Raw genomic sequence first — 13,393 nt, 5'->3', positions numbered from 1 at the left:
TCCTCTCGCTTTTTATTTTGTATATTGTATAGTTTATTCTCCCGTAGCAAAAAGTAACGCGAAGGGGTGAATATAAATGAGTAAAAAAGTGAAAAAAGATCATTCAAGATCAAGCCTAGGTTCTCCAGAAGTAGAAGGACAAGGAACGACGACACATGAAACAGGTTCTCATAAAGTATCTTCATCAAATAAGAAGCAGAAAAGAAGCTAACATAAAAAAGGGAGAGTCTTGGCGGCTCTCCCTTTTTGTGTATTATATCTTATTATCATTGATCTCTTTTGTAATCTTATCTACATCTTTGTCTAATCGATCTAAATAGAAAAACCATAGTAAGCTTATGAGCACGTAGTAGATGGCCATTACACCAAGATTATCAGATATATTTTCGAATGTGGATTTAGTAGTGAAAAAAACGCCCCAAATGGTAGAAATAGTGAGGAAAGAAAGTGGGCCAACGAGATGTACGAAAACATATAATAACTTTTTAACTTTTACAGCGTTCATATGAACTCCCTCCTTATGTAAACAATCCTTTTCTTCTAATCATAAACTCAAGTTCCTCACAGAAGTGTTGTAATTTTGCTGGATTATGTATTAACAAGCGGGCATCGTGTTTCCCGATAAAGTGAAACTTTAATCAGTGGGGGGTTTCTTCATCCCCCACTGATTATTAGTTGAACCAATCGGACTTTTATGGACAGTTGATTCCCCACCTAGCTTCTTTGCTGTCCATTAAAGCGGGATAAACCTTCGAATCCGAAAGTTTAATAAGAAAGACCGGCCATAACGCTCTATTAAATCGTTGAACTCTCGTTGCTCACTGAGTAGCTGAATGTTTTCTCTAATTTCGAACTGTCTTTCGTGTGGATCACCTAGTAAAATATTTAGAATTATTTGTAGAAGTAGCAATGGGAATCTCCTCCGTTGTTGCAATTTAATTCTGTATATTTAGATTATAACAAAAAAGGATTTTTTTGTAAATTTTATATGTTATGATGAAATAAAAAGTGATTTAGGGATGTTTATATAATTGAGGAGAGGGAGTAATGATTTGACAAATAATGCATTGTTTAGATTGAAATTTCGTTATATCTTGCTATATTTATTAGTTGGATTTTTCCTTATGGAATGCTTAATTAGATTGCCATTATTTTATGGAGTATCTATGTCGTTAAAGCGGGAAATGGGTTTACGCAGTGTGTTATATGTTATACCAGTTTTATGGTTTTATAAATATTGTAGAAGGCATAGTATAAATTTTCAGGAGACGTTTTTCGCAAAACCGACTGTAATATCTACTAGAATAGTTGTTATGCCAGTTGTCATGTTATTAGTATTTCAACTAGGTTGTCTTATGGCACTCAGTGTTTTAATATTAAGTTTTAGTTCTGAGGAATTGGCTACTTCAAGTGTTGCAAAAACAAAAGAAACGGGAGATGTATTACAAGTATGGATTCGTTGTATTGTGGTAGCATTTCTTGCACCTATTGCTGAAAAAATAATGTTCCGTGGGTATTTGTTACGTAAGTTACATTTGAAATTTAGTGTGAAAACGAGTGTAATAATCTCCTCGGTTATATTTGGTATATTGCATTTGCAAGCAACATTTAGTGCTATTCTTTTTGGAGTGGTTATGTGTTTATTATATATAAAATCTAGAAGTCTTGTCCTACCAATTATCGTACATATGATACACAACATATTAATAGTAACAAAAGATGTTATTAGTATTTCTAATCCATCTGAATCTACCAGTGCATCTACTGCTCCTATGAGTATAACGATTGGAATTATCGCAGCATTAATCTTTTTAGGAGTCGGATTATTATGGATTATTCCATTTTTAAAAAGAAATTGGCATGACTGTATGGAGAAGGGGTTGCCGAAAATAATATATCATCCATAAAGGCGAAAAGAATCCAATTCTTTTCGCCTTGTTTAGTTCATGCAAATCATGTCGATACTAAAAAATAGTTATTTTTTCAATAAGCGAAGCGCCTTCTCCCTATTAGCAAAATGCATTTTCACAAATTCAGGTAATCGTTCTTCACCAAGTTTCTGAATTAATTTAGCAGCGGCGATATCAACTTGTTTACCGGCACCTTTTGGAAGTGGCATACCAGCTTTTTTGCTTAGTTCGTCAAACTGTTTTACGAATGAGTAACGAGCTAAAATAGAAGCTGCAGCTACTGCTAAATGGACGCTTTCGCCTTTCGTCGCGAAGTAGACATTTTCACGCTGTACCTGTTTTTGTTTAGCTAAATATTTGTAGTATGTATCAGGTTGTGTGAATTGATCGATTAAGACGCCTTCAGGTTTTGTAGGTGCGATTTTTGCTAATAAGTTTGTAATAGCTTTATTATGTAGTAAAGCTTTTAACTTACCTTGGTTGTTTCCTTTATCAAATAGCTCATTATATTTTTCGTTATGAAGGACAAGAGAGCTGTAAGGAACAACGTGTAGAAGTTGTTTCGCAATGGCAGAAATTTGATCGTCATTTAAGTTTTTAGAGTCTTTTACACCAAGTTCTTTTAAAAGTGGAATTTGCTTTGCATCCACATACACAGCAACGACTGTCATCGGTCCGAAGAAATCGCCAGTACCAACTTCATCTGAACCTACGATAGACATTGTACCGATGGAAGCTGGCGGTGCATAACGGTGTGAATCGACAGATTTTTTTACAGCTGTTTTCGGTGTTTGAGAGACAGTTTGCCAACGAGAAGCTTCTGCTTCAGCACGTCCACCTTGGAACATTACTTTTCCAGATTTATACGCTGTAATTGTGCAAGATGGCACCTTTGCCATGAAGATTCCGCCTTGTGGAATCTTCGGGCTAAGCGATTGTTTATATTGTTGTTTCATGTCTTCAATTACTGTAGAATTTGTTTGAATTACGATAGAATTTGACATAGTGGTCGCCCCTTTTTTTATATTATTATTTTTATCATATCGGATTGTTCTTTCTGTTTCCATAATATGATGGTTCATGGTATGATAAACTTTAGGATTCTGTACGTGATTGGAGGCCGGTGAGTTGTCACAACAAAAGGGAAAGAAAAGTCGAATTAATGTAGAAATCTATGGTCAACAATATTCAGTTGTTGGCGATGAAAGTACAAGTCATATCCGCATGGTAGCAGCGATTGTGGATGATAAAATGCGCGAACTCAATGCCAAGAATCCTTCGCTTGACACGAGTAGACTAGCGGTATTGACGGCGGTAAACGTCATACACGATTACATAAAATTAAAAGAAGAACATGAGAAATTGAAAGAAAGTATGACAAAAAAAGGAATGGAATAACATGATTGATATTATTATCATTTTACTGCTTGTTATGGGATTTTTCCTCGGCTTACGCAGAGGGTTTATTCTGCAACTTGTAAAGTTAACAAGCTTTATTATCGCATACCTTGTTGCATACTGGTACTGTAAAGATTTAGCGCCAGCACTTGCGAAATTTATTCCGTATCCATTTGATAAAAACGTATCTGTTCCAGAATGGATTGATGCAAATAATATTGAGACAGTATTTTATCAAGCGCTTGCGTTTATCATATTGTTTATTATTACAAAAATTGCACTTTCATTACTTGGTAATTTGTTAAATATGTTTGCAGAAATACCGGTTTTAAAGCAAGTCAATGCGTTCGCGGGGGCAATCCTCGGATTTTTAGAAGTATATATTATTTTGTTTGTGTTAATTATCATTGGAAACATTCTTCCGATTGAACAACTACAAACACCATTACAAAAATCATCAATTAGCAAAATAATTGTAGACGATACACCGATTCTCTCTGAAAAGGTGAAGGAACTATGGCAGACAGGTAGCAGAGGATAACTTCTCTTTTTTCGGAAAGAGGAGTTTTTTTCTATGAAAGAAAGGCGGGGTAATGATGAAAGTAAATAAAAAACAAGTTATTAAATTATTAGAGACAATCGGCCTGTTTATGGAACTAAAGGGCGCGAATCCATTTAAAATATCTGCATTTCGTAAAGCGGCAGCAGCACTAGAAAGTGATGATCGTAGTCTTTCTGAGATTGAAGATTTCACGAAGATTCCGGGCATTGGAAAAGGAACAGCAGCAGTTATTCAAGAATATATAGAATCGGGAACATCTGAAGTATTACAAGAGCTTGAACAAGAAGTGCCAAGTAGCTTATTGCCGTTATTAAAATTGCCAGGCCTTGGTGGTAAAAAGGTAGCTAAGTTATATAAAGAACTTGGTGTTGTTGATATGGAATCGTTAAAAGCGGTTTGTGAGGAAAATAAAGTACAAGCTTTAGCAGGTTTCGGTAAGAAGACAGAAGAGAAAATATTAGAAGCAATCGATCAAGTAGGATCTCGTCCAGAGCGTTTACCAATCGCGATGGTATTGCCTATTGCCGGGGAAATAGAGGAGAAATTGTCGAATATTGCTGAAGTAATTCGTTTCTCTCGCGCTGGTAGTTTGCGCCGCGTTCGTGAAACGGTGAAAGATTTAGACTTTATCATTGCAACGTCAGAACCAACTGCAGTACGTGAGCATTTACTGCAATTTGATAATATGATTGAAGTAATCGCAAGTGGAGATACGAAAGTTTCTGTTCGTCTTCAATATGAATATGATATTTCAATCGATTTCCGTTTAGTAAAACCAGAAGAATTTATTACAACTCTTCACCATTTCACAGGATCAAAAGACCATAACGTAAAAATGCGTCAAATCGCGAAAGATAGAGGCGAGAAAATTAGCGAGTACGGTGTAGAAAACTTAGAAACAGGTGAAGTGAGAACATTTGAAACAGAAGAGGAGTTCTTCGCTCATTTCGGTCTTCCATTTATCCCGCCAGAAGTGCGTGAAGATGGAAAAGAAATTGAATTAATTAAAGAGTATCCAAACTTAATTCAATTCTCTGATATACAAGGTGATTTACATATGCATACAACATGGAGTGACGGTGCTTTTTCAATTGAGGAAATGGTACAGGCATGTCGTGCTCGTGGTTATAAATTTATGGCAATTACCGACCACTCTCAATACTTAAAAGTAGCGAACGGTTTAACGAAAGAGCGCCTTCGTGAACAAGCGAAAGAAATTGAACGCATGAACGAAAAGTATCCAGACATTACAATTTTACGCGGAATTGAAATGGATATTTTACCGGATGCAACACTTGATTTTGATGATGAAGTATTAGCAGAATTAGATTATGTTATTGGAGCGATTCACTCTAGCTTCTCACAAGACCGTGAAACGATTATGAAACGTCTTCGCACTGCGCTAGAGAATAAGCATGTCACAATGATTGCGCATCCGACAGGACGTCTTCTTGGGCGACGCGCAGGCTATGATGTAGATACAGATTTATTAATCGAACTCGCAAAAGAAACAAATACAGTTTTAGAATTAAATGCGAATCCAAACCGTCTAGATTTAAGCGCGAAATTATTAAAACAAGCACAAGATGCTGGTGTAAAAGTAGCGATTAATACGGATGCTCATACGCTTGAAATGTTAGAAGATATGGAAACCGGTGTAGCAGCAGCACGTAAAGGTTGGATTCAAAAAGATAACGTGATTAACACGTGGGATATTGAACGTTTATTAGATTATATTAAACGTAATAAGTAACACAAGGGGGACCTGCAACATGTTAGAAAGAACGTTGCGTGTATTAGAATATAATAAAGTAAAAGAACAATTACTTGAACATACAGCCTCTTCACTTGGCCGTGATAAAGTGAAACATTTAGTGCCGAGCACTGATTTTGAAGAAATTGTAGAAATGCAAGATACAACGGATGAAGCAGCGAAAGTCATTCGTTTAAAAGGTAATGCACCATTAGGTGGTATTACGGATATTCGCTCAAATGTGAAGCGTGCAAAGATTGGAAGTATGTTAAGCCCAAATGAACTACTTGATATTGCCAATACGATGTATGGTAGTCGCAATATGAAACGTTTCATTGAAGATATGGTTGATAATGGTGTCGAGTTGCCAATTTTAGCAACTCATGTCGCTCAAATTGTATCTTTATATGATTTAGAAAAGAAAATTACAAATTGCATCGGTGACGGCGGAGAAGTAGTCGATAGTGCGAGTGATAAACTACGTGGTATTCGTACTCAAATCCGTACTGCGGAAAGCCGTATTCGTGAAAAGTTAGAAAATATGACGCGTTCTTCAAACGCGCAAAAGATGCTATCTGACGCGATTGTAACGATTCGAAACGAACGTTACGTAATCCCAGTAAAACAAGAATACCGCGGCGTATATGGCGGTATTGTTCACGATCAATCAGCTTCTGGGCAAACGTTATTTATTGAACCACAAGTCATTGTAGAGTTAAATAATGCGCTTCAAGAAGCACGAGTGAAAGAAAAACAAGAAATTGAACGCATTTTATTAATGTTAACAGAAGAAGTGGCAGTAGAAGCGGATATTGTTTTATCTAACGTAGAAGTAGTTGCGAATCTTGACTTCATTTTTGCGAAAGCTTTTTATGCGAAGCGAATTAAAGCGACAAAGCCAATCGTAAATAACGAGCGTTATATGGATTTAAGACAAGCTCGTCATCCGCTAATCGATCCAGAAATTATCGTGCCAAATAACATTATGTTAGGTAAAGATTTCACGACAATTGTTATTACAGGACCGAATACAGGTGGTAAAACAGTTACGCTGAAAACAGTTGGTATTTGTGTATTAATGGCGCAATCGGGTCTTCACATTCCAGTAATGGATGAGTCAGAGATTTGTGTATTTAAAAATATCTTTGCTGATATCGGTGATGAGCAATCGATTGAACAAAGTTTAAGTACGTTCTCCTCACATATGGTGAACATTGTTGATATTTTAGAAAAAGCTGATTTTGAAAGCTTAGTTTTATTCGATGAATTAGGTGCTGGAACAGACCCGCAAGAAGGGGCTGCACTAGCAATTTCAATTTTAGATGAAGTATGTAATCGTGGTGCTCGCGTTGTTGCTACGACGCATTACCCAGAATTAAAAGCATACGGATATAACCGTGAGCAAGTTATTAATGCGAGTGTAGAGTTCGACGTGAATACATTAAGCCCAACGTATAAATTATTAATCGGTGTACCAGGACGTAGTAATGCCTTTGAAATTTCGAAGCGCCTTGGCTTATCTGATCGCGTGATTGATCAAGCTCGTAACCACATTAGTACAGATACAAACAAAATTGAAAATATGATTGCGAAGTTAGAAGAAAGTCAAAAGAATGCAGAGCGTGACTGGAACGAAGCAGAAGCGCTTCGCAAACAATCTGAAAAACTGCATCGCGAATTACAGCGTCAAATTATTGAGTTTAATGATGAGCGCGATGAAAAATTATTAAAAGCGCAAAAAGAAGGGGAAGAAAAAGTCGAAGCTGCAAAGAAAGAAGCAGAAGGCATTATTCAAGAACTTCGTCAATTGCGTAAAGCACAGCTTATAAACGTGAAAGATCATGAGCTTATTGAAGCGAAGAGCCGTCTAGAAGGTGCGGCGCCAGAGCTTGTGAAGAAACAAAAAGTAAATGTGAAAAACACTGCGCCGAAACAACAATTACGCGCAGGCGATGAAGTAAAAGTATTAACGTTCGGCCAAAAAGGGCAATTACTTGAAAAGGTAAGTGATACAGAGTGGAGCGTACAAATTGGTATTCTGAAGATGAAAGTGAAAGAGTCCAATATGGAATACATTAATACACCGAAACAAACAGAGAAAAAAGCAGTCGCAAGTGTGAAGGGTAGAGATTACCACGTTTCATTGGAACTTGATCTTCGCGGTGAACGTTATGAAGATGCAATGATGCGCGTTGAAAAATATTTAGACGATGCACAGCTTGCAAGCTATCCTCGTGTATCAATCATTCACGGTAAAGGAACAGGAGCACTTCGCCAAGGTGTACAAGATTACTTGAAGAAGCATCGCGGTGTGAAGAATTACCGTTACGGTGACATGGGCGAGGGAGGCCTAGGCGTAACAGTTGTCGAATTAAAATAGCAAACAACGAAACAAAGGGGAAACCATTATATGTTTATGGACAAACTTGCAAAAGTATTGTTAGCTTGTTGTGGAATATTTTTGGTGATAGGGGTTATTTATTTAGTTGTTTTTGCGAAGTGAAAGAGCGTCAATCGTGGCAGAGTGATATTGCCATAGATTGACGCTTTTAATATATAGGAAAAGGAATAAAACATGAAAATCAACCAATACATAAGCGAAGCAAAATCTTGCTCAAGGCGCGAAACAGACTGTCTCATTAAAGCAGGACGCGTGGCTATTAACGGTGAAATATGTACGCACGGTGCACTTGTGAGCGATGGTGATGTTGTAACGATTGATGGACAGGTTATTGCAAAGGAAGAGAAAGAAAAGGTGTATATTGCCTTTCATAAACCAGTTGGCATTACTTGTACAGCAGCCGATCATATTGAAGATAATATTATTGACTATATTAATTATCCAGAACGAATTTTTCCTGTGGGACGATTAGATAAAGCATCGGAAGGACTTATTTTATTAACGAATGATGGCGCCATTGCCCATCAAATTTTACATGGTGATCATGAGCACGAGAAAGAATATGTTGTTACTGTCGATAAGCCGTTTACAGATTGGTTTATTAATGAAATGTCCAGCGGTGTAAAGATTAAAGATGGAATGACGAAACCATGTAAAGTGACGAGAGTGGATCAATCTACATTTCGCATCGTTTTAACGCAAGGAATGAACAGACAAATTCGTAGAATGAGCCGTGCTTTCGGGTTTACTGTAACAAAGCTAAAGCGAGTTCGTATTATGAATATAGAACTAGATAATCTAGAAGTGGGAAAATGGCGGAGCGTTACATCTGAGGAATTAGAAATATTAATAGGGCAGTTATAGGGAGGGAAAATTTTCTCCCTATATTTTTTTGTCAGAAAAAATAAAACTATTGATTTTTTAAAAAATAGCCCATATAATAAAAAACAACAAGTTTCGACAAGATATTTTATAAAAGTAATGATGAGGACATGAGTTGTTTTTGACGATTCTCAGAGAGGGAAGCCTAGGCTGTGAGCTTCCTAATACGGAAAGACAAACTTACCACCTCTAAACTTCAAGAGTGAACTGCTTGATGCATTGTAATTCTTGGCGGATAAAACCGTTATCAATTTACACGAGCTATAAAATGAGCTTATTTTGCTATAAATTCATTTTATTAGAATAAGGGTGGAACCACGATTTCAACACTCGTCCCTTTGTTAGGGACGGGTGTTTTTTGCGTTCTTTTACGGGGAAGTATGCTTGAAAGAGGACATATGACGGATTTTGATTCAGAATATTTTGTCAATAAATCATTTAGGAGGTTAGTAGAAATGAAATCATCTTTAAAGTTTTCTGAGATGTTTGCAATAAGTTTAATGTTATTTGCACTATTTTTCGGTGCAGGTAATATGATTTTTCCGCCAGCGTTAGGACAAGGTGCTGGAACAGATGTATGGATTGCGTTGTTTGGTTTTATCGTAACAGGTGTTGGATTGCCTTTATTAGGAGTTATTGTTATAGCTCTAAAGGGAGATATTAATGAGCTAGCGGGACGTGTACACCCTGTATTCGCACTTGTTTTTATTACTGCAATTTATTTATGTTTAGGCGTATTCGTAAGTGTGCCGCGTACAGGAACTGTTGCTTATGAAATGAGTGTTGCACCATTTTTACCAAGTGAGATAGCTGGTCAATCGTATCCACTTGTTATCTTTACATTCATTTTCTTTGCCGTAACTTTCTATTTAGCTTTAAACCCATCGAAATTAGTGGGCCGCATCGGTAAAGTATTAACTCCGATTTTATTAGCTGTTATTGCAATTATCGTAGGTAAAGCACTTATTACACCAATTGGAGAATTTGGTGCACCGACAGAAGCATATAGTGCTCCGCTCTTTAAAGGTTTTATTGATGGATATTTAACTTTAGATGGACTTGCAGCACTTGTTTTCGGAAATGTTGTTATTAATGCGTTAAAAGCAAAAGGTGTTACAAATAAGAACAGCATTGCAAAAGTAACAATCTTTGCAGGGTTTATTGCAGCGCTTGGTTTACTACTTGTTTATTTAGCGCTTGCTTACCTTGGAGCTTCTAGTGTATCTCTTGGAATGGGGGCAAACGGAGGAATTATTTTAACAAACGTTGTAAATCATTTATTTGGTAGTTATGGCACTCTATTACTAGGAATCGCAATTACAGCAGCATGTTTAACAACTTCTGTAGGTATTGTTGCAGCTTGTGGGGAATATTTTTCTTCCTTATTACCAAAGCTTTCTTATCAAAAGGTCGTTTTCATTTTCTGTGTATTAGCATTTATGGTAGCAAACCTTGGGTTAACTCAGTTAAACGCATTAGCATTACCGATTTTAATTGCAATTTATCCAATTGGTATCGTACTGATTGTATTATCAATTGTTGAAAACTATATTCGTCTTCCATTAGCGATGTATGTAGGCGGTATTGTAGGTTCATTTGCAATTAGCTTCTTTGATGGATTGCATAATGCAAATCTTCAAGTAGCGGCCCTTGCTCCTATCTTAGATAAGATTCCATTATATAGTGTAGGGATTGGTTGGCTAGTTCCGGGTATCATTGGAATTGCAATTGGATATGTAGTTTCTTTATTTCAAAAGCAAGAAGTTGCTGTAGAAAAATAGCGAAAAGAGGCTTTCTTTCATAGAAAGCCTCTTTTTTTGTAGGGAAAATTGCATATAGGGAAAATTAGATATTAAAAATTTTATACGTAATATAGTTGACAAAAAAATTAGCATTAGGCTAAGATTGACTTAGTTGTGGAAATATTGGAAGGAAAGTGAGGAGTGAAAGGTTTAAGGTTTTCTATAACGATATCATTTTGTAGATAGAGGTGATAGAGTAGGAGAATGGTTAGTTTTATTTTTTTTGACCTTCATTGAGAATGATAATCACCAAAAGAAATAGGGACTTATGTTAAAATGTAAATCGCTCTTTATAAGGAATAGGGAGGGATATTATTTTTAACACGTAGTGAGAATGATAATCAATAATATCTATATTACATAAATAAATTACAATTAAATAATGATAGAATAGAGGATTATTATTTTTTTCTCATAAATTGAGAATAATTATCATTTTCAAAAAAGTATGGATGAAAGATAAACAAGGAGGAAGTAAGCCAAATGAGAAAGATTTCTGTATTACCCGCTTTTATTATGACATTCGTATGTATGCTAGCTTTTTTCGTAGTGCCATTTGGACAAGCTTCGGCAAATGTAGCTGACGGTACTTATGATATTAACTATGTCATACAAAAAGCAGAAAATGATTCAGCTTCAATGGCAAATGATTATTTTGAAAAACCAGCTAAGTTAATTGTGAAAAATGGTGAGATGAGAGTACAAATTCCGATGAATCATAGTGCTTGGATTACAGAATTTAAAGCACCAGAGAACGGGAACTTTGTTGATGCAAAAGTTGTTAGTAAAGATGAATCAGCAGATAAAAGAACTGTAGAGTTTAAAATAGACGATTTATCTAAGCCAGCAGCTGCAAAAATTCATGTTGTTGTACCTAACGTAAATTATGACCATAACTACACAATTCGCTTTGCGTTTGATGCAAATGTAAAAGCGGTAGGTGGAGAAAATAAAGCAACTGCTGCAACAAAGAATAATGATCAGACAAAAACAGATACAAAAGTAAAAGAAGAAGTGAAGAAAGAAGAGAATAAAGAAACAAATAAAGAGGCGAACAAAGGAACAAATGAAAGTGGTAAAGCTGAAAAAACAGATAACCCAAAAACAGGAGATGAAGCACGCATCGGATTATTTGCAGTGTTAATTCTTATTTCAGGTGTTTTCTTAATTCGTAAAGTACGTCAAAACTAAATAAAGGAGCGTTATCCCATTGAATAGATATCTTAAAATTGTTGTTGCGATGTGTTTAATGATATTTACATTCGTATCAACATTACAACCTCTTGCAGTTCAAGCAGCAAGCCAACTAGTTGACGGTGAATATTCAATCGGTTTCAAAGTTCTTAAGGATACATCAGATGAAGAATCTATGATGAATCAATACTCTGTAAGTCCAGGAACTTTAAAAGTAAAGGATGGGAAGAAGAAGGTATCCTTTACGTTAGAACATAGTTCATGGATTACGAAGTTTGAAACAGAAAAAAGTGGCCAGTTTGTTGCGACAAATGTAATTAGTGAAGATAAAGAAAAAGATACACGAGTAGTAGAATTTGAAGTGGACGATGTAGAGAAAGTATTAAATGCGAAAGTAAAAGTAGACATAGACTTTTTAAGTTATCATCATGACTATGATGTGCGTATTGCATTTGATCAAAATAGTATTACACCGATTCATGTAGAAAAACCAAATGAAAAAGAGGATCCAGCAAATAAGCCAGATCCAAATGAAAAACCGGATCCAAGTCAGAAGCCCGACCAAAAGCCTGACCCAGATCAACAACCCAATTCTAACACAATTAACGATGGGAATTATAGTATTCCATTTAAAGTGTTAAAAGATCAAACAGATGAAGAATCTAAGATGAATACTTACATGGTAAATCCAGGAGTATTAAAAGTAGAAAACGGTAAGAAAAAGGCAATTGTAACACTAACAAGTAGCTCATTAATTAAAAATTTCCAAACGGAAAAAGATGGTGCATTTGTTGATGCAAAAGTAGTGAGTGAAGATAAAGAAAAAGATACAAGAGTAGTAGAGTTTGAAGTGGACGATTTATCTAAAAAAATAAATACAAAAGTATTTATTGAAGTGGCATCACAAGGTTACAAGCAAACACATAATGTACAGCTTTTATTTGAACAAGATAAACTTGAACAAATTAAAAATGAAGAAAAACAACCGGATGGAGATAAAAAGCCGGAAGTAGAAAAACCAGAAGTTGAAACAATTAAAGATGGAGATAAAAAGCCAGAGGTAGAGAAACCAGAAGTAGAGAAGCCGAATGTTGAAACAATGAAAGATGGCGAATACAGCATCAGTTTCAAAGCTTTAAAAGATCAAACAGAAGAAATTTCAATGATGAACACGTATACGAAGAGTCCGGGCGTGTTAAAGGTGAAAGATGGTAAAAAATATGTATCATTCACATTAACGAATAGTGCATGGATTACAAAGTTTGAATTTGAGAAAAATGGTTCGTTCGTTGATGCGAGTGTATTAAGTGAAGATAAAAAAGCTGATACACGCGTAGTGGAAGTAGAAGTAGATGATTTATCTAAAAAGTTAAATGCAAAAGTAAAAGTAGATATCGATTCAATGAATTATCATCATTTCTACGACATTCAATTCGCATTTGATAAAGATAGCGTTAAACCGTTAGACAATCAAGGCGGAAACGATAACCA

Annotated in this window: 13 protein-coding genes and 1 other annotated feature; of the genes, 10 read left to right on the top strand and 3 right to left on the bottom strand. The window is 35.8% G+C overall.

All coding sequences use genetic code 11. The features are described from left to right. Nucleotides 1-76 precede the first annotated feature (76 nt). The gene (locus K5S59_RS22675; protein WP_000039594.1) at nucleotides 77-211 is read left to right on the top strand and encodes a YuzL family protein; all 135 of its coding nucleotides are present in this window, start codon (nucleotides 77-79) and stop codon (nucleotides 209-211) included. 42 nt (nucleotides 212-253) lie between these two features. Here K5S59_RS22675 and K5S59_RS22670 read toward each other — a convergent pair whose 3' ends face one another. Then, nucleotides 254-505 carry a hypothetical protein gene (locus K5S59_RS22670; protein WP_098067718.1) on the bottom strand — a complete coding sequence of 84 codons (252 nt, stop codon included), beginning with the start codon at nucleotides 503-505 and terminating at the stop codon, nucleotides 254-256. A 228-nt stretch (nucleotides 506-733) separates the two neighbouring features. Further along, nucleotides 734-910 carry a hypothetical protein gene (locus K5S59_RS22665; RefSeq protein WP_220784091.1) on the bottom strand — a complete coding sequence of 59 codons (177 nt, stop codon included), beginning with the start codon at nucleotides 908-910 and terminating at the stop codon, nucleotides 734-736. A 142-nt stretch (nucleotides 911-1,052) separates the two neighbouring features. Between K5S59_RS22665 and K5S59_RS22660 the strand changes: the two genes are divergently transcribed. Beyond that, nucleotides 1,053-1,907 (top strand): CPBP family intramembrane glutamic endopeptidase, encoded by an 855-nt coding sequence (locus K5S59_RS22660; protein WP_120450915.1) that lies wholly within the window; start codon nucleotides 1,053-1,055, stop codon nucleotides 1,905-1,907. A 68-nt stretch (nucleotides 1,908-1,975) separates the two neighbouring features. On the opposite strand, the gene rnhC is transcribed toward K5S59_RS22660, so the two are convergent. Continuing rightward, the gene (gene rnhC, locus K5S59_RS22655) at nucleotides 1,976-2,914 is read right to left on the bottom strand and encodes a ribonuclease HIII (protein ID WP_120450914.1); all 939 of its coding nucleotides are present in this window, start codon (nucleotides 2,912-2,914) and stop codon (nucleotides 1,976-1,978) included. 124 nt (nucleotides 2,915-3,038) lie between these two features. Between rnhC and zapA the strand changes: the two genes are divergently transcribed. The 8 genes from zapA to K5S59_RS22615 form a co-directional block, all read left to right on the top strand. After that, on the top strand, nucleotides 3,039-3,308 hold the full coding sequence (gene zapA, locus K5S59_RS22650; RefSeq protein ID WP_000082701.1) for a cell division protein ZapA: 270 nt from the start codon (nucleotides 3,039-3,041) through the stop codon (nucleotides 3,306-3,308). A 1-nt stretch (nucleotide 3,309) separates the two neighbouring features. Continuing rightward, the gene (locus K5S59_RS22645; RefSeq protein WP_220784090.1) at nucleotides 3,310-3,849 is read left to right on the top strand and encodes a CvpA family protein; all 540 of its coding nucleotides are present in this window, start codon (nucleotides 3,310-3,312) and stop codon (nucleotides 3,847-3,849) included. Between the two features lie 55 nt (nucleotides 3,850-3,904). Further along, nucleotides 3,905-5,623: a DNA polymerase/3'-5' exonuclease PolX gene (gene polX, locus K5S59_RS22640; protein WP_120450913.1), complete on the top strand. Its 1,719-nt coding sequence runs from the start codon at nucleotides 3,905-3,907 to the stop codon at nucleotides 5,621-5,623. A gap of 19 nt (nucleotides 5,624-5,642) precedes the next feature. Then, complete coding sequence (locus tag K5S59_RS22635; RefSeq protein WP_000893711.1) at nucleotides 5,643-8,003, top strand: endonuclease MutS2; 2,361 nt, start codon at nucleotides 5,643-5,645, stop codon at nucleotides 8,001-8,003. A gap of 195 nt (nucleotides 8,004-8,198) precedes the next feature. Further along, a complete protein-coding gene (locus tag K5S59_RS22630; protein ID WP_000700718.1) occupies nucleotides 8,199-8,888 on the top strand; it encodes a 23S rRNA pseudouridine(2604) synthase RluF in 690 nt (229 codons plus the stop codon). Between the two features lie 108 nt (nucleotides 8,889-8,996). Beyond that, nucleotides 8,997-9,247: a binding site (T-box leader), on the top strand. A gap of 114 nt (nucleotides 9,248-9,361) precedes the next feature. Then, nucleotides 9,362-10,687, top strand: a complete 1,326-nt coding sequence (gene brnQ6, locus K5S59_RS22625) for a branched-chain amino acid transport system II carrier protein BrnQ6 (RefSeq protein ID WP_120450912.1) — start codon at nucleotides 9,362-9,364, stop codon at nucleotides 10,685-10,687. Nucleotides 10,688-11,191: 504 nt separating this feature from the next. Continuing rightward, nucleotides 11,192-11,899: a heme uptake protein IsdC gene (gene isdC / locus K5S59_RS22620; RefSeq protein WP_001226909.1), complete on the top strand. Its 708-nt coding sequence runs from the start codon at nucleotides 11,192-11,194 to the stop codon at nucleotides 11,897-11,899. Between the two features lie 19 nt (nucleotides 11,900-11,918). After that, the coding region (locus K5S59_RS22615; RefSeq protein ID WP_212981896.1) for an NEAT domain-containing protein at nucleotides 11,919-13,393 on the top strand (1,475 nt) is incomplete at its 3' end.

The organism is Bacillus sp. BML-BC051, assembly GCF_019656175.1.
Lineage (GTDB): Bacteria > Bacillota > Bacilli > Bacillales > Bacillaceae_G > Bacillus_A > Bacillus_A mobilis.
The sequence above is the reverse complement of the archived record's forward strand: the minus strand, read 5'-3'. Positions and strand labels throughout refer to the sequence as shown.

What these genes read in the sequence shown, in the direction of transcription:
- K5S59_RS22635 (WP_000893711.1), top strand. Translation starts at nt 5,643, where the DNA reads ATGTTAGAAAGAACGTTGCGTGTATTAGAATATAATAAAGTAAAAGAA.
- isdC (WP_001226909.1), top strand. Translation starts at nt 11,192, where the DNA reads ATGAGAAAGATTTCTGTATTACCCGCTTTTATTATGACATTCGTATGT.
- polX (WP_120450913.1), top strand. Translation starts at nt 3,905, where the DNA reads ATGAAAGTAAATAAAAAACAAGTTATTAAATTATTAGAGACAATCGGC.
- K5S59_RS22675 (WP_000039594.1), top strand. Translation starts at nt 77, where the DNA reads ATGAGTAAAAAAGTGAAAAAAGATCATTCAAGATCAAGCCTAGGTTCT.
- rnhC (WP_120450914.1), bottom strand. Translation starts at nt 2,914, where the DNA reads ATGTCAAATTCTATCGTAATTCAAACAAATTCTACAGTAATTGAAGAC.
- brnQ6 (WP_120450912.1), top strand. Translation starts at nt 9,362, where the DNA reads ATGAAATCATCTTTAAAGTTTTCTGAGATGTTTGCAATAAGTTTAATG.
- K5S59_RS22645 (WP_220784090.1), top strand. Translation starts at nt 3,310, where the DNA reads ATGATTGATATTATTATCATTTTACTGCTTGTTATGGGATTTTTCCTC.
- K5S59_RS22670 (WP_098067718.1), bottom strand. Translation starts at nt 505, where the DNA reads ATGAACGCTGTAAAAGTTAAAAAGTTATTATATGTTTTCGTACATCTC.
- K5S59_RS22630 (WP_000700718.1), top strand. Translation starts at nt 8,199, where the DNA reads ATGAAAATCAACCAATACATAAGCGAAGCAAAATCTTGCTCAAGGCGC.